At 61.2% G+C, this 18,981-nt stretch carries 18 protein-coding genes; 11 read left to right on the forward strand and 7 right to left on the reverse strand.

What is annotated here, in order from left to right:
* Positions 1-923 (forward strand): adenylosuccinate lyase (gene purB / locus QZ498_RS15630; protein WP_294623907.1); only part of this gene is annotated, 923 nt, incomplete at its 5' end.
* A 146-nt stretch (positions 924-1,069) separates the two neighbouring features.
* Complete coding sequence (locus QZ498_RS15635; RefSeq protein WP_260275176.1) at positions 1,070-1,270, forward strand: hypothetical protein; 201 nt, start codon at positions 1,070-1,072, stop codon at positions 1,268-1,270.
* Positions 1,271-1,452: 182 nt separating this feature from the next.
* On the opposite strand, the gene QZ498_RS15640 is transcribed toward QZ498_RS15635, so the two are convergent.
* From QZ498_RS15640 to QZ498_RS15660, 5 genes are all read right to left on the reverse strand, one after another.
* The gene (locus QZ498_RS15640) at positions 1,453-1,650 is read right to left on the reverse strand and encodes a Trm112 family protein (protein WP_294623911.1); all 198 of its coding nucleotides are present in this window, start codon (positions 1,648-1,650) and stop codon (positions 1,453-1,455) included.
* Positions 1,647-2,297: an LON peptidase substrate-binding domain-containing protein gene (locus tag QZ498_RS15645; protein ID WP_294623913.1), complete on the reverse strand. Its 651-nt coding sequence runs from the start codon at positions 2,295-2,297 to the stop codon at positions 1,647-1,649. Before QZ498_RS15645 ends, QZ498_RS15640 begins: the two co-directional genes overlap by 4 nt.
* A 26-nt stretch (positions 2,298-2,323) precedes the next feature.
* On the reverse strand, positions 2,324-3,235 hold the full coding sequence (gene trxA, locus QZ498_RS15650) for a thioredoxin (protein ID WP_294623915.1): 912 nt from the start codon (positions 3,233-3,235) through the stop codon (positions 2,324-2,326).
* 83 nt (positions 3,236-3,318) lie between these two features.
* Positions 3,319-4,107, reverse strand: a complete 789-nt coding sequence (locus QZ498_RS15655) for an exodeoxyribonuclease III (RefSeq protein ID WP_294623917.1) — start codon at positions 4,105-4,107, stop codon at positions 3,319-3,321.
* A gap of 330 nt (positions 4,108-4,437) precedes the next feature.
* Complete coding sequence (locus QZ498_RS15660) at positions 4,438-5,124, reverse strand: response regulator transcription factor (protein WP_294623919.1); 687 nt, start codon at positions 5,122-5,124, stop codon at positions 4,438-4,440.
* A gap of 164 nt (positions 5,125-5,288) precedes the next feature.
* Here QZ498_RS15660 and ribA point away from each other — a divergent pair, with 164 nt between their 5' ends.
* The 4 genes from ribA (at position 5,289) to QZ498_RS15680 (ending at position 13,402) form a co-directional block, all read left to right on the forward strand.
* Positions 5,289-6,380: a GTP cyclohydrolase II gene (ribA, locus tag QZ498_RS15665; RefSeq protein ID WP_294623921.1), complete on the forward strand. Its 1,092-nt coding sequence runs from the start codon at positions 5,289-5,291 to the stop codon at positions 6,378-6,380.
* A 66-nt stretch (positions 6,381-6,446) separates the two neighbouring features.
* Positions 6,447-8,645 (forward strand): excinuclease ABC subunit UvrB, encoded by a 2,199-nt coding sequence (gene uvrB / locus QZ498_RS15670; protein ID WP_294623923.1) that lies wholly within the window; start codon positions 6,447-6,449, stop codon positions 8,643-8,645.
* An 802-nt stretch (positions 8,646-9,447) separates the two neighbouring features.
* A complete protein-coding gene (locus tag QZ498_RS15675; protein ID WP_367117659.1) occupies positions 9,448-9,756 on the forward strand; it encodes an aspartate aminotransferase in 309 nt (102 codons plus the stop codon).
* 208 nt (positions 9,757-9,964) lie between these two features.
* Positions 9,965-13,402, forward strand: coding sequence for a pyruvate carboxylase (locus QZ498_RS15680; RefSeq protein WP_294623925.1), 3,438 nt, complete (start codon positions 9,965-9,967; stop codon positions 13,400-13,402).
* 69 nt (positions 13,403-13,471) lie between these two features.
* Here QZ498_RS15680 and QZ498_RS15685 read toward each other — a convergent pair whose 3' ends face one another.
* Positions 13,472-13,864 (reverse strand): hypothetical protein, encoded by a 393-nt coding sequence (locus tag QZ498_RS15685; protein WP_294623927.1) that lies wholly within the window; start codon positions 13,862-13,864, stop codon positions 13,472-13,474.
* A gap of 91 nt (positions 13,865-13,955) precedes the next feature.
* On the opposite strand from QZ498_RS15685, the gene QZ498_RS15690 reads away from it, so the two are divergent.
* Positions 13,956-14,555, forward strand: coding sequence for a TetR/AcrR family transcriptional regulator (locus QZ498_RS15690; protein ID WP_294623929.1), 600 nt, complete (start codon positions 13,956-13,958; stop codon positions 14,553-14,555).
* A 12-nt stretch (positions 14,556-14,567) separates the two neighbouring features.
* Positions 14,568-14,870, forward strand: coding sequence for a chorismate mutase (locus QZ498_RS15695; RefSeq protein ID WP_294623931.1), 303 nt, complete (start codon positions 14,568-14,570; stop codon positions 14,868-14,870).
* Between the two features lie 600 nt (positions 14,871-15,470).
* On the opposite strand, the gene QZ498_RS15700 is transcribed toward QZ498_RS15695, so the two are convergent.
* The gene (locus QZ498_RS15700; protein WP_294623933.1) at positions 15,471-16,616 is read right to left on the reverse strand and encodes a pyridoxal phosphate-dependent aminotransferase; all 1,146 of its coding nucleotides are present in this window, start codon (positions 16,614-16,616) and stop codon (positions 15,471-15,473) included.
* Positions 16,617-16,677: 61 nt separating this feature from the next.
* Here QZ498_RS15700 and QZ498_RS15705 point away from each other — a divergent pair, with 61 nt between their 5' ends.
* The 3 genes from QZ498_RS15705 to QZ498_RS15715 form a co-directional block, all read left to right on the forward strand.
* Complete coding sequence (locus tag QZ498_RS15705; RefSeq protein WP_294623935.1) at positions 16,678-18,009, forward strand: M48 family metalloprotease; 1,332 nt, start codon at positions 16,678-16,680, stop codon at positions 18,007-18,009.
* 5 nt (positions 18,010-18,014) lie between these two features.
* Entirely contained in the window at positions 18,015-18,773 is a 759-nt protein-coding gene (locus QZ498_RS15710; protein ID WP_294623937.1) for a DsbA family protein, read from the forward strand.
* On the forward strand, positions 18,773-18,981 hold a 209-nt coding region (locus QZ498_RS15715), incomplete at its 3' end, for a hypothetical protein (protein WP_294623939.1). The genes QZ498_RS15710 and QZ498_RS15715, both read left to right, overlap by 1 nt.

Consider the following 18,981-nt stretch of genomic DNA (forward strand, 5'->3'; position numbering starts at 1 on the left):
GCCGCGCGCTTGAGCACAAGATGACCCTCCGCGTCGGACGCAGCCACGGCATCCACGCCGAACCCACCACCATGGGCCTCACCTTTGCCCGCTTCTATGCCGAGATGGACCGCAACCTCGCCCGCATGAAAACCGCGCGCGAGGAGATTGCCACCGGTGCCATCTCCGGCGCGGTCGGCACCTTCGCCAATATCGACCCCCGCGTCGAGGAACACGTCTGCAAAAAGCTGGGCCTTGAGCCCGAACCGATCAGCACGCAGGTCATCCCGCGCGACCGTCACGCCGCTTTCTTCGCGGCCATGGGCGTTGTCGCCTCCTCGATCGAAAACATCGCCATCGAAGTGCGCCACATGCAACGCACCGAGGTTCTGGAGGGCGCCGAGTTCTTCTCGATGGGGCAAAAAGGCTCCTCGGCCATGCCGCACAAGAAAAACCCGGTGCTGACCGAAAACCTCACCGGCCTTGCGCGCCTCGTGCGCTCCGCCGTGGTGCCCGCCATGGAAAACGTGGCGCTTTGGCACGAACGCGATATCTCGCATTCCTCCGTCGAACGGATGATCGGCCCGGATGCCACCATCACGCTTGATTTCGCCCTCGCGCGCCTCACCGGCGTGATCGACAAGATGCTGATCTTCCCCGAAAACATGCTGGAAAACATGAACAAGTTCCCCGGCCTCGTGATGTCGCAACGCGTGCTTCTGGCCCTGACCCAAGCCGGCGTCAGCCGCGAAGACGCCTACGCCATGGTGCAACGCAACGCGCTCAAGGTCTGGGAAGAACGCACCGATTTCAAAGAAGAACTGCTCTCCGACGCCGATGTCGTCGCAGCACTTGGCAAAGAGCAGATCGAGGAAAAATTCGACATGGGCTATCACACCAAACACGTCGACACGATCTTCGAACGGGTCTTCGGCGAAAGCTGAACATGATCAGGCCGGGCCAATCGCCCGGCCTTTCTTCTTTCTCCTGTATAGATACCCTATGGCGACCAGGGTTCGGAAAACGTCCTCCCCCCAATGTCTGCTGTGCGGGACTTTGCTGCCATCGACAGTTCGATTATGATCCCAATATGAAGACGCTTTATTATTCTACAATCTTGTTCGCCATAATCTGTCTTTCTTTGGCGGCATTGAACACTTACGATTTCGTGTATCGCGACGATCTGCCTTGGAAAGAGGGCGATTTCAAAGCTGTTATGTTGCCTTTGATTGGCGGTGCAACCGCCTTCAGTTTAATCGCGTTGCTGTTGCGTCAGGCAATAAAAATCTGAAGCTGAACAAGCGTGGGTAAGGGCTCAATCCGGTCATTGCCCTTCGGCGATCGGGCCGTCGGTTGTCCAAACCATCCGGCATGTCTCCGGCCGGTTTTCGTACGACCCCTACGACGGATATCAGCACAAGCCGCATTTTCGGACGAAAGCCCCGTGCAAAACGTACGACCCGAAAGTTTTGCCTACCCCGCGTCCAAACGCCGTGCCTCGTCCACCAACATCACGGGAATCCCGTCCCGGATCGGGAAAGCCAACCCGGCCTTGCGGCTCACCAACTCCTGATGCTCGGCATCATATTCCAGCGTGGTTTGCGTCTGCGGGCAGATCAAGGCCTCCAGCATCCGACGATCAAATGCCACGCCTCCGGCTTGGTTGGTCATTGCATGATCTCCTCATCACTTCCACCCCGCAGGGCGTATTCGATCAGCGTCACAAGGGTTTCGCGCCGTGTGCTAAGCGATGGCGCCTCCAGAAGCGCCTGCTTGTCCTCGGGCTCGAACCCCAAGAGCATCGACAGCGAATTGATCAGCAATTCATCGTCCGCTTCCTTCAGGCTGTCCCAATCCGTCTGCAACTCGCGCGCCATGAAAAAGCGCTCCAGCAAGGCAAGAAACGCCTGCCTGTCAAAACGCGGGTCCTTGTCCTCGGGGCCAAGGTCGCGTTCAAAGCCCGCCCATGAAACCCGCGCGCGCCTGTAGGGCGTAAAGCCTTCTATTTCCTCAAGAATTCGGTACCGCGAGATGCCCGTCAAGGTGATCATATAGCGCCCATCCTCGGTCTCCGAGAATTGGGTCACCCGCCCGACGCAGCCAATCGAATGCAGGCCATTGCCCCCCGTCCGGCCGTCTGGCGCAGCATTGGGTTGCACCATCCCGATCAAACGCTCCGGCGTTTTCAAGGCATCTTCCAGCATCGTCAGATACCGAGGCTCGAACAGATGCAAAGGCAACCGCGAACGCGGCAGCAAAAGTGCACCGGGTAAGGGAAACACCGGGATGACGTCGGGCAGATCGGCCTGATTAAACATATGCGAAACCTAGCCCGTCACAGCAGTCAGGCAAATATCATCGAGCTCAATTTCCGCCGCCCGTTCAGAACAATCGGATCATTGGGCTTGAGGGCTTCGAAAATGGTGAAAAGCTGCTGTTTCGCGGCCGCATCGTTCCACTCCCGGTCCCGGCGGAACAGCTCCAGCAATTCGTCGACAGCCTCTTGGGTTTGGCCACCGGCATAAAGCGCCTGCGCAAGATCGTACCGCGCCTGATGGTCATCCGGATCGGCTTCGACCGATGCTTTCAACTCGCTCACAGGGCCAGCATCCGCCGCTTGCCGTGCCAGCTCCAGCTGCGCATGCGCGGCTTCCAATTCGGGCGCTTCGGAAATCTCGGCAGGTGCGCCGTTCAAAATGGCTTCTGCCTGTTCCAGATCATCCATGGCGATATGAGCACGCACCAAGCCACCGTAAGCCCCTGCATTCGCTTCATCTTCCTGCAGGATCGCGGCAAAGGTCTGGGCCGCGTCGGTGGCCGCGCCCTGCTCCAGCATCTCTTCGGCGGCAGCAAGTGCATCATCCAACCCACCACTGGCATCGCCACCCGCGGCCTGCACCACACGCTCGACAAAGGCATCAATCTCCGACGGCGGAACGGCCCCCTGGAAGCCATCGACGGGCTGCCCCTGCCAGAACGCGTAAACCGTCGGAATGGACTGAACCCGCAACTGCCCGGCGATCATCTGGTTTTCATCGACATTGACCTTGGCCATCTTTACCGCGCCCTTGGCCTTGGTCACCGCCGCTTCCAGCGCCGGACCAAGCGTTTTGCATGGCCCACACCAAGGTGCCCAGAAATCCACGATCACCGGCACTTGCTGGCTGGCCTCGATGACTTCGGCCATGAAGTCAGCCTCCGAGACGTCCTTGATCAGGTCGGTTGCGGGGGGTGTTGTGCCGCCGAGTTCAAGCATAGCGCGCTCTCCGGGGTTATGTGTGAGTGTTGGACGTTAAATGGCCCACCGCGTCCCGTGATGCAAGGGGGCGCTCCACAACCTCACAAATCAAACGTCGCGAACACCGGCGCATGGTCGCTGGGCTTCTCCCATCCCCGCGCGGCGCGCAGGATACGGCTCCCATGCGCGGCGTTCGAGATATCCGGCGTCGCCCAGATATGGTCCAGCCGCCGCCCCTTGTCCGCAGTGTCCCAATCCCGCGCCCGATAACTCCACCAGCTATACAGCTTGCCCTCGGGAATATCCCGCCGCGTCACATCCACCCATGCACCCGCCTCCTGCGCATTGCCAAGATGCTCCACCTCGACCGGCGTATGGCTGACCACCTTGAGCATTTTCTTGTGGTCCCAAACGTCCTCGTCCAAGGGTGCAATGTTCAGGTCGCCCACCAAAATACCCTTCTCAGGGCGGTTATCGCGGAACCAGTCGCGCATATCGGTCAGGTAATCCAGCTTCTGGCCGAATTTCTCGTTCACCGCGCGGTCGGGCTTGTCACCCCCTGCTGGAACGTAGAAATTATGGATCACCACACCATTTTCCAGCCGCCCGGCCACATGCCGCGCATGGCCCAGCGCCGCGAAATCCATCTCGCCCGCGTCCTCGATCGGCTGGCGCGACAGGATCGCCACGCCGTTGTACCCCTTCTGCCCCCGCGCCACCATGTGCGGGTAACCAAGCGCCGCGAACTGTTCCCGCGGGATCTTGTCGACCGGGCTTTTACACTCCTGAAGGCACAGGATATCCGGCCCCTCCTCGCGCAAGAGTTTCGCCACCAAGTCTTCGCGCAGGCGGACCGAGTTGATGTTCCAAGTTGCAAGGCTGAAAGGCATGGGCACTGTTCCTGTCTCATAGACTGTTGCGTGAACCTATAACGCGCCCACGCGCCCATGACACCCACCCAAAAAGCGTTTCGCAAAAAACCTGGATCACAGATTTTTGCGAAACCCAGTGCGCCGTTCAATCGTTGCGCGCATTCCGTCTTTGGCAGATACCTCAGGTTAAAGGCGGAATGCTCTACGCAAAAAAAGACCCCGGACAAGCCGGGGTCAGTCCAACAGGGAGGTGCATGTGATAACCCGCACATGCAACGGGTATCTCGTGTCATTGCCACCGTATACAACGGTCCACATTGATTTACCTCAAATAGGCACAAATTTCAACTAGGACAAGAGTCGATAGCCACCAGATTCCGTCACAAGCAATCTCGCATTCGACGGATCGGGCTCAATCTTCTGACGCAGACGGTAAATATGGGTCTCAAGCGTATGGGTCGTGACGCCCGCATTGTACCCCCAAACCTCATGCAACAGCACATCGCGCGCCACCACACCCTCGGACGACCGATAAAGGAACTTCAGGATATTGGTCTCCTTCTCAGTCAGGCGAATCTTGCGATCCTCCTCATCCACCAAGATTTTCATGGCGGGCTTGAAGGTATACGGCCCCAGCTGGAACACCGCGTCCTCGCTTTGCTCGTGCTGCCGAAGCTGCGCACGGATACGAGCCAAAAGCACCGGGAATTTGAAAGGCTTGCTGACATAATCATTCGCGCCCGCATCCAAACCCAATATGGTGTCGGCGTCGCCATCGTGCCCCGTGAGCATCATGATAGGGGCCTTCACACCCTGCTTGCGCATCAGCCGGCACAGCTCCCGGCCATCGGTATCCGGCAGCCCCACGTCCAAGATGACCAGATCGTAAATGCCATCGCGGGCCTTCGCCATGCCCTCCGCGCCATTCCCGGCTTCGAACACGTCGAAATCCTCGGTCATCACCAACTGTTCGCTCAGCGCTTCACGCAGGTCCTCGTCGTCATCGACAAGCAGAATTTTCTTGAGCTGTCCCATCTCGGCCACTCCTTTGATTTGTAGACCATGATGTGCGTCTCGGTCACTCAAACGGCAAGGCTTGCTACAATCCCTTCACGGCCACGTGTTGCGCCGCGAGCAAATATTTCAATTCGTTACAAGACTCGCTACATGTGTACCAACATGACACGCAGGAGTCGCGCATGAGCCTCGCGCCCGACCTTATCGAAACCCTCGCCCGCGCCCGCGCCGACCTGCGCATGGGCGTACCTGTTGTGCTGAATGGCCCCGATGGTGCGGCTCTCGTATTGGCGGCCGAAACACTGGATGCACAACGTCTTTCGGATGTTCTGGCCCTCGGCGCTGAACCGGTTCTGGCGATCAGCGCGCGACGCGCGGCGACGCTCAAGGCCCGCGCCTACGACGGCGATCTGGCACGCGTGGTCATTCCTCCCGATGCCAGCCTGGCATGGATCCTGTCGGTGGCCGACCCCGCCGATGACCTGAGAATGCCGATGAAAGGCCCGCTTTCCACCGCACGCGGCGGCGAGGCCGATCTGCATCGCCTCGCCCTGAACCTTGTGAAATCCGCCCGCCTCTTGCCGGCTGCCCTCGTGCTGGACCTGCCCGATGGGGCCGCCATGGCGACGGCCAACCGCCTGTCCTTGATCGACGCCGCGCAAGCCGCGCCGCATATGCTGGAGATGAGCCCGCTGCACCCTGTGGTGAACGCCCGACTGCCGCTCGAAGTCTCCGAGGCAGGCCGCCTGCACATTTTTCGCCCAGAAGATGGCGGCGAAGAACATTATGCCGTGGAAATCGGCCAACCGCGCCGCGACACGCCCGTGCTGGCGCGCCTGCATTCGGCCTGCTTCACCGGCGACCTTCTGGGCAGCCTGAAATGCGACTGTGGCCCGCAACTGCGCGGCGCGCTCGCGCAAATGGGGGCCGAGGGGTCAGGCGTGCTGCTCTACCTCAACCAGGAAGGGCGCGGCATCGGCCTTGCCAACAAGATGCGCGCCTATTCCCTGCAAGATCAGGGGTTTGACACGGTCGAGGCCAATCACCGCCTGGGCTTCGAGGATGATGAGCGCGATTTCCGCATCGGTGCCGAAATCCTCAAGCGCATGGGCTTTTCCTCGGTGCGCCTGCTCACCAATAACCCCGGCAAGATCGCCATGATGGAACACAGCGACATTGCCGTGACAGAACGCGTCCCGCTCAAAGTGGGCGAAAACGCCCATAACCGGGCCTATCTGGCCACCAAGGCCAAGAAATCCGGCCATATGCTCTGAAGGCGCCCGCGCCTCTTGAACCCGACCGAAAACAGATCAACTCTGTGGGGATTGAAGGAGTCGCCCATGCCCTATGCCCATTCCGACAGCTCCGAGGCCCTGCTGCACGCACCGGCACCCGATGTGAAAACCCGCGAGAAACTGGAAGGCGGCAAGCGCTTCGAGATGGTCAGCGATTTCGCCCCGGCCGGCGATCAGCCCACGGCGATTTCCGAACTCTCCTCGGGCGTTCTGGATGGTGAGCGCGATCAGGTCCTTTTGGGTGCCACCGGCACCGGCAAGACCTTCACCATGGCCAAGGTGATCGAAGAAACCCAACGCCCCGCGATCATCCTTGCACCCAACAAAACCCTCGCCGCGCAGCTTTACGGGGAATTCAAAGGGTTTTTTCCCCATAACGCCGTCGAATACTTCGTCAGCTACTATGACTACTACCAACCCGAGGCCTATGTGCCGCGCTCCGACACCTATATCGAGAAAGAGAGCCAGATCAACGAACAGATCGACCGGATGCGCCACTCCGCCACCCGCGCGCTTCTGGAACGTGACGATGTGATCATCGTGGCCTCGGTCTCCTGCATCTACGGCATTGGTAGCGTGGAAACCTACGGGGCGATGACCCAAGACCTGATCGTCGGCAACGACTATGACCAGCGCAAGGTCATGGCCGATCTGGTCGCCCAACAATACCGCCGCAACGACCAAGCCTTCCAACGCGGCTCCTTCCGGGTGCGCGGCGACAGCCTCGAGATTTTCCCCGCTCACCTCGAAGACCGCGCATGGAAACTCAGCTTCTTCGGCGAAGAACTTGAATCCATTACCGAATTTGACCCCCTCACCGGCGAAAAAGCCGCCTCCATGGACCGCATCCGCGTCTATGCCAACTCCCACTACGTGACGCCCAAACCGACCATGCAACAGGCGGTCATCCAGATCAAAAAGGAGTTGCGCCAAAGGCTCGACCAACTGGTCGGCGAAGGCAAACTTCTGGAGGCCCAACGCCTCGAACAGCGCACAAATTTCGACATTGAAATGCTCGAGGCCACCGGCGTCTGCAACGGGATCGAGAACTACTCGCGCTACCTCACCGGTCGCGCACCGGGCGAACCGCCCCCCACGCTGTTCGAATTCATCCCCGACACCGCCATCGTCTTCGCCGATGAATCCCACGTTTCCGTCCCCCAGATCGGCGGCATGTACAAGGGCGACTACCGCCGCAAATTTACCCTCGCCGAACACGGCTTCCGCCTGCCGTCGTGCATGGACAACCGCCCCCTCAAGTTCGAGGAATGGGATGCCATGCGCCCGCAGAGCGTCTTCGTCTCCGCCACCCCGGCGGCATGGGAGCTTGAGCAAACCGGCGGCGTCTTCACCGAACAGGTGATCCGCCCCACCGGCCTTCTCGACCCACAGGTCGAAATCCGCCCCGTCGACACCCAGGTCGACGACCTGCTCGATGAGGTCCGCCGCGTCACCGCCGATGGCTACCGCGTGCTCTGCACCACGCTCACCAAACGCATGGCCGAAGACCTCACCGAATACCTGCACGAACAGGGCATCCGCGTGCGCTACATGCACTCCGACATCGACACCATCGAACGCATCGAAATCCTGCGCGACCTGCGGCTGGGGGCCTTCGACGTGCTGGTGGGCATCAACCTGCTGCGCGAAGGCCTCGACATCCCCGAATGCGGGCTGGTCGCCATTCTCGACGCGGATAAAGAGGGCTTCCTGCGCTCGGAAACCTCCCTCATCCAGACCATCGGCCGCGCCGCGCGGAACGCCGAGGGCCGCGTCATCATGTACGCCGACCGCATCACCGGCTCCATGCAGCGCGCGATTGATGAAACCGAACGTAGGCGGACCAAACAGATCGCCTATAACGAGGACCACGGCATCACCCCCGCCACCATCAAGAAAAACGTCGAGGATATCTTGGCGGGCCTCTACCAAGGCGATGTGGACATGAACCGGGTGACCGCAAAGGTCGACAAACCCCTCGCGGGCGCCAACCTACAGGCGCACCTCGACGGGCTCCGCACCGACATGCGCAAAGCCGCCGAGAACCTTGAGTTCGAGGAGGCTGCACGCCTGCGCGATGAGATCAAACGGCTGGAAGCGGTGGATTTGGCCGTCGCCGATGATCCCTTGGCCCGTCAACAAGCGGTCGAGAAAGCCTCCGAGGAGGCCACCAAGTCGCGTGGGCGCTCAACAGCCGGACGGCCCGGGCAGAGGGGTGGGAATGTGAAGCGGAGGGGGAGGTGAGATATCTTCACGTATCTGCTTCACGAATGTTTAACATGGCAGCCTCGGCGTCCAATAGGACTGAACAGAAATGTTTATGAAGAAGAAATTTAGCCTTTGGTCAATTTTTCAAACGCGTTTTCGTTTACCCTCCACTCCACCGCTTGTATAGTATGGATGAAAGACCACTACATGATGGAGTTAGAAAGAAAGGAGGTGAGACGATTTGTTTGAAGTTGATGCTTTGCCATCTGTGACCTACGAACAGCTAATGTTTAGCATTTCTGTTATAACTATGCTGTTAACATTCTTAATGCTTTTGAGGATGAAATAAATGAACCCCAAGCTGTTGCCGCAGCTTGGGGTTAACTAATACGTGAGATGCTTTCGCATTTGTGACCTCACAAGTTCTCTTTTAGCGAACTTAGCGTTTTAGTTCAACTTCTTTGCTCTAATAGGTAAAGAAAGTTTTCGCTAGTTGATGAAAAAGAAATTCGGTTCAGCTATCTACATTTAAGTCTTTTTTACTTGTGTTTTTGAACAGCTGAAAATGAATATTCCAACCAAGCGCCAAATCCGACGCGCGCGGGGGCGATTGATCCCTCTGGGCGGGCGTACTTTATCCCGACCAAATCCGAAAAACCTCAAGCGGCGCTCTACATTGGCCAAAAAGCCGCCGCGTCACGCCAGAGGCGTGCCACCATCATGTCGGCGCCCCTTCGGGGCGACGGGGCGCGTCGGCTTTGGCGCGGCGGCGCTACGCGCCTTGACTCCGCGCCCGGATTAACCCGCCCTTAACCACACCTCCCCCACCCTGCGGCCCATGCAAAACCGCAACTCACCCCTCACGCCCGAAGTCTGGCTAAATGATCTGTTCAGCTGCAAGGCGGTGCAACAGGGCGGTGTGATCCGGCGCAAGCGGCGGGACGTGGAGCGGTTCGTCGGCATGGCGGCGTTTCTGCGCGAGGTTGAGCGCCGGGGCTTTCATGTGGCCGAAAACGCGGGCCAATTGCTCATTTTCTGCAACCGCGCGCCACTCCACTGGCTCACCGCACCGCCCCCGATTTCTTCAAAAGAAATCGGACCGAAATCTTTTAAAGATTTCGGCACCCGCCTCAACCATTCGCATTGAACTCAAAAACGCCCCCCTTTTTGGCCACCGCCCGGGTAAATCCCCTACCCACCCGGGCAGGATTTTTCCCCACCCGGCAAATACCCACAAAGCCGGATTGCGCAAACCTTTCACAAATCTTACAAGTTCCGCGCGAGAGGGTGCTGCGCCGCGGCGCAAGCCCCACGCACGAGATCAAAAAAAGACCTTTCAATGGGGGACATGGCCCGTGGCTGACTTCAAGAAAATCCTGATCGCGAACCGCGGCGAGATCGCAATCCGCATCATGCGGGCCGCCAACGAGATGGGCAAACGCACCGTCGCCGTTTTCGCAGAAGAGGACAAACTGGGCCTGCACCGTTTCAAGGCTGACGAGGCCTATCGCATCGGCGAAGGCATGGGGCCGGTGGCCGCGTACCTCTCGATCGAGGAAATCATTCGCGTCGCCAAGGAATCCGGCGCCGACGCCATCCACCCCGGCTATGGCCTGCTCTCGGAAAACCCCGATTTCGTTGATGCCTGCACCGAGAACGGTATCACCTTCATCGGCCCCAAGGCCGAAACCATGCGCGCCCTTGGCGACAAGGCCAGCGCCCGCAAGGTGGCCATCGAGGCGGGCGTTCCCGTCATCCCCGCCACCGAGGTGCTGGGCGACGATATGGAGGCCATCGCCCGCGAGGCCGCCGAGATCGGCTACCCCCTCATGCTCAAGGCAAGCTGGGGCGGTGGCGGGCGCGGCATGCGCCCGATCACCAAGCCCGAGGAACTGGCCGAAAAGGTCATGGAAGGCCGCCGCGAGGCCGAAGCCGCCTTTGGCAACGGCGAAGGCTACCTTGAAAAGATGATCACCCGCGCCCGCCACGTCGAGGTGCAGATCCTGGGCGACAAGCACGGCCATATGTACCACCTGTATGAACGGGATTGCTCGGTCCAGCGCCGCAACCAGAAGGTCGTGGAACGCGCCCCCGCCCCCTACCTCAGCGACGAACAGCGCGAGGAACTCTGCCAGCTGGGCTATAAAATCTGCAAGCACGTGAACTATGAATGTGCCGGCACCGTCGAATTCCTGATGGATATGGAAACCGACAAGTTCTACTTCATCGAAGTGAATCCGCGCGTGCAGGTCGAGCATACCGTCACCGAGGAAGTGACAGGCATCGACATCGTGCAGGCCCAGATCAAGATCGCCGAAGGCAAAACACTGGCCGAAGCCACCCGCAAGGCCGACCAGTCCGAGATCACCCTCAACGGTCACGCCCTGCAAACCCGGATCACCACAGAAGACCCGCTCAACAACTTCATTCCCGATTATGGCCGCATCACCGCCTACCGCTCGGCCACCGGCATGGGCATCCGGCTGGATGGCGGCACGGCCTATTCCGGCGGCGTCATCACCCGCTACTACGACAGCTTGCTGACCAAGGTCACGGCCCACGCGCAAACGCCCGAGGCGGCCATCGCCCGGATGGACCGCGCCCTGCGCGAATTCCGTATTCGCGGCGTGTCGACCAACATCAACTTCGTGGAAAACCTGCTGAAGCACCCCACCTTCCTCAGCAACGAATACACCACCAAGTTCATCGACGAAACGCCCGAGCTTTTCCACTTCTCCAAGCGCCGCGACCGGGGCACCAAGGTCCTGACCTATATCGCCGACATCACGGTGAACGGGCACCCCGAAACCACGGGCCGCGCCAAGCCCGCCGAGACCAAGCTGCCCCGCCCGCCGAAACTGATTACCGATCCGGCCCCCGGCACCAAGACCCTGCTCGAAGAACAAGGCGCCAAGGCCGTGGCCGACTGGATGCTGGACCAAGAGCGCCTGCTTCTGACCGACACCACCATGCGCGACGGCCACCAATCGCTTCTGGCGACCCGGATGCGCTCGATCGACATGGTCAAGGTCGCCCCCGCCTATGCCGCCAATCTGCCACAGCTTTTTTCGGTGGAATGCTGGGGCGGTGCCACCTTCGACGTGGCCTACCGCTTCTTGCAGGAATGCCCGTGGCAACGCCTGCGCGACCTGCGCGCCGCCATGCCCAACTTGCTCACGCAAATGCTGCTGCGCGCCTCCAACGGCGTGGGCTACACCAACTACCCCGACAACGTTGTGCAGGAATTCGTCCGCCAAGCGGCCGAAACCGGCGTTGACGTGTTCCGCGTCTTCGACAGCCTCAACTGGGTGGAAAACATGCGCGTCGCCATGGACGCGGTGATCGACACGGGCAAGATCTGCGAAGGCACGATTTGCTACACCGGCGATATCCTCGACCCCGACCGCGCCAAGTATGACCTCAAGTACTACGTCGGCATGGCCAAGGAACTGCAAGCCGCTGGCGCGCATGTTCTCGGCCTCAAGGACATGGCGGGCCTTCTGAAACCCGCCGCCGCCACGCAACTGGTCAAGGCCCTCAAGGACGAGCTGGACATCCCCGTCCACTTCCACACCCACGACACCTCCGGCATCGCCGGCGCCACCATCCTCGCCGCCGCCGAGGCGGGCGTCGATGCGGTGGACGCGGCCATGGATGCCTTCTCGGGCGGCACCTCGCAGCCCTGCCTTGGTTCGATCACCGAGGCGCTCATGCACACCAAGCGCGACACCGGGCTGGACATCGAACGCATCCGCGAGATTTCCAACTACTGGGAACAGGTCCGCGCCCAATACGTGGCGTTCGAATCCGGCCTGCAGGCCCCGGCCTCCGAGGTTTACCTTCACGAAATGCCCGGCGGGCAGTTCACCAACCTCAAGGCTCAGGCCCGCAGCCTCGGCCTAGAAGATCGCTGGCCCGAGGTGGCGAAAACCTATGCCGATGTGAACCAGATGTTCGGCGATATCGTGAAGGTCACGCCCTCGTCCAAGGTGGTGGGCGACATGGCGCTGATGATGGTCTCCCAAGGGCTGACGCGCGAGGAGGTGGAAGACCCCGACACCGATGTCGCCTTCCCCGACTCGGTCATCGACATGATGCGCGGCAATCTGGGCCAACCGCCGGGCGGCTTCCCCGACAGCATCGTCAAGAAGGTGCTGAAGGACGAAAAACCCAACACCGCCCGCCCTGGCGCGCATCTTGAACCGGTCGATCTTGAAGCCACCCGTGCCGACGTCATCGAACAACTCGAAGGCAAGCCGGTTGATGACGAAGACCTCAACGGCTACCTGATGTATCCCAAGGTTTTCCTCGATTACATGGGCCGCCACCGGATGTACGGCCCGGTGCGCACCCTGCCCACTCGCACCTTCTTCTACGGCATGGAACCGGGCGAGGAAATTTCTGCCGAAATCGACCCCGGCAAGATCCTTGAGATTCGCCTGCAAACCGTCGGCGAAACCTCGGAGGAGGGCGACGTAAAGGTGTTTTTCGAACTCAACGGCCAACCCCGCGTGATCCGCGTGCCCGACCGCAAGGTGAAGGCCGAAACCGCCGCCCGGCCCAAGGCCGAAAGCGGCAACCCTGATCACGTCGGCGCACCGATGCCCGGCGTGGTGGCCAGCGTGGTGGTCAGCGCGGGCCAGACGGTCAAGGAAGGCGACATGCTGCTGACCATCGAGGCGATGAAAATGGAAACCGGCATCCACGCCGAACGCGACGCCACCGTGAAAGCGGTGCATGTGCAACCCGGCGGTCAGGTCGACGCCAAGGACCTTCTGATCGAATTCGAGTAAACGCAAAAGCCCCGGGGTCATCCCCCGGGGCCGCTTCACATTGCGTGGGGATATCGGCCCCCGCTGGCCTCACGCCGCTGCGGCCACGTCCCCGGCCTTCGTCTCGCGCATCGCGCGCACAACCCCGACCATCAGCACCACAGCCGCCAACTGGCCCAGCACCACCGCTGGCCAGATCAGGCCAAACTGCGCATCGAAATATTTCTGCGGCCCGAACGAGACCAAAGCCATCAGGGCCGCCGCAAGGCTCAATCCCCGCCCTGCGGTACTGGCAAGCGGCTGTACGATCATCGCGGACACCGCGACTGAGACAGAGGCCCCCAAGAACGGGGCAATCCCAAACAGCGGCGTGGCCTCGGGCGGATGCGGCCTGATTCCCGCATAAAGCGCCGAAAGCATGACCCCCTGAAGCAAAATCAGCGTTGTAAGGGCGGCAAGGGCCTGTCGGTCGTTCTGTGTCATGTCATGTCCTTTCAAAAGCGTATTTAAAATTACGGTTGTGCATATCCGTAATACCAGTTACGGTTTCTGTCAACAGCCTTGGGAATTGAAAATGCGCGACGACAAGAAATCCCTCCGCCAACAGCAAATCGAGACCGCCGCCTATGAAGTGCTCGAAGCCAAGGGTTATGCCGGCACCTCGATGCTTGGCATCGCCAAGCAGGCCCGCGCCTCCAACGAGACGCTCTACAATTGGTACGGCGACAAACAGGGGCTCTTTCAGGCGCTCGTCACCCGCAACGCCGAAGAGGTGAAAAGCCACCTCGAAACCGAGCTGGAAAGCAATCGCGACGCGCTGTCGATCCTCGGCACCCTCGGCCCGAAACTGCTGAAACTGCTCACCGGCGACAGGGCCGTGGCCCTCAACCGCGCCGCCGCCGCCGACAGCAGCGGCGAGTTGGGCAAAACCCTCTCCAAAGCCGGGCGCGAGGCCGTCTTTCCTCTTCTCGAACAGGTGCTCTTGCGGGCCAGATCCGAGGGGCAACTCGCCTTCGACACCCCGGCAGAGGCCGTGGGCCTCTACCTCGACCTGCTGATCGGCGATCAACAAATCCGCCGCGTCATCGGCCGCCTGCCCGCCCCGACAGCCGAATTTTGCGACATGCGCGCCCAACGCGCGGTGACGCACCTACGCCAATTGCTCAAATCATAAAGGACATAACGGATGGATCGCCTCACCGCCCCCGAAAACTGCACCTCCATGGCAACCCTGCGCGCCCAGATCGACAGCATCGACGTCGAGCTGATCGCCCTGCTCGTCACCCGCAGCCGCTACATCGACCGCGCCGTGGATTTGAAGAAAATCGAAGGCCTTCCCGCCCGCACCACGGGCCGCGTTGCCGAAGTACTCGACAAGGTCGCCGCCACCGCCACCGCCCAAGGCTTGGACCCCACCCTCGCCCGCAAACTCTGGGGCGAATTGATCGAATGGTCTATCCAACGCGAACTCACGGAACTGCCCGAGTAAGGCCGTAGCCGCCCCCGCCTCAAGGTGCGCCTTCAAGCGCTCCATCACACAGATTCCAGAATTCACGCGCAAAAGCGACGAATACCCGGTTTGAGGCCAGAGCGCCGGATGCGTTGCCAAGCGCGAACGACCGCTCTGCGGCCATGGCTACCATCAGGCGCACACCGGGCATCGGCCGACCTGGAGGGCGTTCGCAAGGATTGTGTGGGGCCTGACACCTCCAAGCCACTCGACGATTGTTCTTTGGCAAATGTTGGAAAAATCGCCCTCCGGGGGGAGGTCGGGCGATGCCCGGTGTGCGCCGGGCGGTTGCGCTGAACGGCAATCCTTTCGCGATCCTCGGGCGGCAACTCCGTCCCGCTCTGCCGACCTTCGCCCCACAGACCACCCCTTCCTCGCGAAGAAGCCCGTAAGGGCTGATGAGCGCCCGCTACGAAACGTACGAAACTCGCGTACAAAACGTACAACTCTCACCGTACGCCCTGTTAACCTGCTGGCGTGCGGGAAAAAATACCGACGCGATACCGATGTTATACCGACGCGATGCAGACAGGGGTTTTTCTTGTTAACCAAGGGCTTAGCGCCGATTCGCCAATGGTCTCACCGCCGCGCCTCCATGAACTGCTTCAGCCGCGCCAATCCTTCTTCGATATCCGCCGTGCTCCGCGCATAGGAAAACCGGATCGTCCCTGCCCCGCGCTCGGGGTCAAAATCCAACCCCGGCGTCACCGCCACACCTGCCTTTTGCAAAATCTCGGCGGCAAAGGCGCGGCTGTCGTCTGTTATATGGCTCACATCGGCATAGACGTAAAACGCCCCATCCGGTGGCGCGATCCGGTCGAACCCGGCCTTGGGCAGCCCCTCCAGCATCAATTGCCGGTTGGCACGGTAGACGGCCATGTTGGCCTCCAGTTCCTCACGGCAGTCCATCGCCGCCAAAGCGGCCACCTGGCTTGCATTTGGCGGACAAATAAAGAGATTTTGCGCCAGCCGCTCCACCACCCGCACATGGTCCTCGGGCACCACCATCCAACCCACGCGCCAGCCGGTCATGCTGAAATACTTGGAAAACGAGTTGATCACATAGGCCTCGTCGCTGATCTCCAGCGCGGTCACGGCCTTCGCCTCATACTCGATTCCATGGTAAATCTCATCGCTAATGAAACTCGCGCCCTGCGCCTGACAGGCCTCCATCAATGCGGCCAAATCATCCCGGCCCAACATCGTCCCACTGGGATTCGCCGGGCTGGCCACCATCAGCCCCGCCAGATCCCGCTCCTCAAGATCCGCCGGGACCGGTTGAAGGCGGTTTTCCGCCGCCGTCTCGATATCCACCGGTACAAGGTCCAAGGCCTTGAGAATCTGGCGATAACTGGGATAACCGGGCGCCCCGATCCCCACCCTGTCGCCTGTATCGAACAAGGCGGTAAAGGCCAGTATGAAGGCCCCGGAACTGCCCGGCGTCACAACCACCCGCTCAGGGTTCAGGTCGACATCGTACCACTCGCCGTAGAGCCGTGCGATGCGCTCGCGCAGTTCCGGCAAGCCAAGCGCCACGGTATATCCCATGGCGTCCTCGCCCATGGCCTTTGCCAAGGCGTCACGCGCCCCCTCGGGCGCTGGCGTGCCCGGCTGGCCCACCTCCATGTGAATGATGTGCCGCCCTTCGGCCTCGGCCCGCCGTGCGGCCTCCATCACATCCATCACAATAAAGGGATCAACGCCGCTTCGGCTTGAGTTCCGCATCGCTTCGCTCCTAGACTGCCCCTGATACCGCCCGTTTCAACCGGAAAAGGCCCTGTCGTCAATGCAACTTCTCAGGCTCCTCGCCATCGCGCTGCTGCTCTCGATGACGTTGGCCGCACCGGCACGTGCGCTGACGCTCCTGCGTGATCCCGATATCGAGTATGCCCTCAAGCAACTGGCCGAGCCCGTGCTGAAAGCCGCCGGGCTCAGCCCGACGCGCGTGGATATCCTCGTGATCGACGACCGGAACCTGAATGCCTTCGTCGTCGACAGGAACCATATCTTCATCCACTCCGGCCTGCTGCTGAAGATGGACAATGCAGCGATGTTGCAGGCGGTGCTGGCGCATGAGGCTGCGCATATCTCGAACGGCCACCTCGTGCGCCGCCCCATCAACCTGCGCAATGCGCGCACCGCCGCCGGAATCGGCGCGGCCCTCGCCGCCGCCGCCGTGGCCACGGGCTCGGGCGAGGCCGCCGCAGGGGTTGCTCTGGGCACGCAAACCACGGCACAGCGGCTCTTTTTCGCCCATACACGCGCCGAGGAAAACGCCGCCGACCAATCCGGTATGCGCTACATGGCCCAAGCCGGGATCGACCCACAGGGCATGGTCAAGGTCATGGATATCTTCCGTGGTCAAGAAGCTCTCAGCGCCGCACGCCAAGACCCCTACGCGCGCACCCACCCGATGAGCGCCGACCGCTTCCGCGTGGTCAAACGCCTGGCCGATGCCTACGCCGACCGCGCCCGCGACAACAAAAGCCACGACTATTGGTTCGCCCGGGCAAAGGGTAAGCTCTCGGCCTTTCAACGCGCCCCGAAATGGACCCTGCGACGCGCCGGTGAATTCGGCTTTCGCGATGTCAAACTGATGCGCGAAGCCGTGGCCCACCACCGCCGCTCGAACCTGTCGCGCGCGCTCAAATCCATCGACGCCGCCATCGCCACACGCCCCAAAGACCCTTTCTTGCATGAACTCAAAGGGCAAATCCTGATCGAAAGCCGCCGCTTTGCTGCGGCGGCCTCCGCCTATGGGCGCGCCACGCAGCTCGCGCCGCGCAATGCGCTGATCCTCGGGGCCTATGGCCGCGCGCTTCTGGCCCAAGGCAAGGTGGGGCAAGCCACGAAATACCTTGAACAGGCCCGTGCCCGCGATGGCCGCGACCCACGGGTGATGCGCGATCTGGCCCAAGCCTATGCCAAGCAGGGCAACCGCGGCATGGCCTCGCTTCTGACAGCCGAACGCTACGCCATGCAGGGCCGGATGGAAGATGCCGGCCTGCACGCTCAAAGGGCCAGCGATATGCTGCCGCGCGGCTCGACCGGCTGGCGTCGCGCGCAGGATGTGCTATCTGCGGCGCAATACGCCGCGAAACAACGCAAACGGAGATAACCCGCATGACACGACGCCCCCTTCTGCCCGCCATGGCCTTTGCCGCGGCTGCCCTGACCGCCCTGCCGGGTCAGGCGCTTGATCTCGACTCGATGTCCGACGCCGAGCGCGAAGCCTTCCGCGCCGAGATTCGCGCCTACCTTCTGGACAACCCCGAGGTGATCATGGAAGCCGTGGCCGTGCTGGAACAACGTCAAGCCGAAGCACAGGCCCAAAACGACGTGGAATTGGTAAAGGCCAACGAAGAGGCGATCTTCAACGACGGCCACTCCTGGACGGGCGGCAACCCGGAGGGCGACATCACGCTCGTCGAGTTCATGGATTACAAATGCGGCTACTGCAAACGCGCCTTCCCCGAGGTGAACGACCTGCTGGAGTTCGACGGCAACATCAAGCTGATCGTCAAGGAATTCCCGATCCTTGGTGAACAGTCGGAACTGGCCGCGCGCTTTGCCATTGCCACCCTGCAAACCTTGGGTGACGAGGCTTATGAGCAGGTGCACGATGCGCTCATGGTCTTCTCGGGCGATATCACACAGACCGCGCTCACCCGCTTGGCCGAGGGCTTCGGCCTCGACGCCGCCGCGATCGAGGCACAAATGGACAGCGACGAGGTGACCACGGTCATCGCCGAGAACCGCGCCCTCGCGCAGCGCCTCAACATCTCAGGCACACCGTCCTTCGTGATGAACGATCAGATGCTGCGCGGCTACCTGCCCGTCGACGAGATGCAGCGCGTCGCCGCCGAGATTCGCGAAAACTGATGCCCTTTGGACATCACAACGGCCTGCTGCCTCTGGCGGCAGGTCTTTTTTGTCTGGCCGCGCCTGCCGGGGCCGAGACCGATTTTACCGATCTGACCAAGACCGAGCGCGCGATCTTTCACGCCGAGATTCGCGAGGCGCTGCTGGGCCTGCCCGACCTGACCGACCGCATAGCCCCACCGCCCATCGACCCCTACGCCGATGCCAT

This window comes from uncultured Roseovarius sp. (assembly GCF_913057115.1).
Taxonomy (GTDB): Bacteria; Pseudomonadota; Alphaproteobacteria; order Rhodobacterales; family Rhodobacteraceae; genus Roseovarius.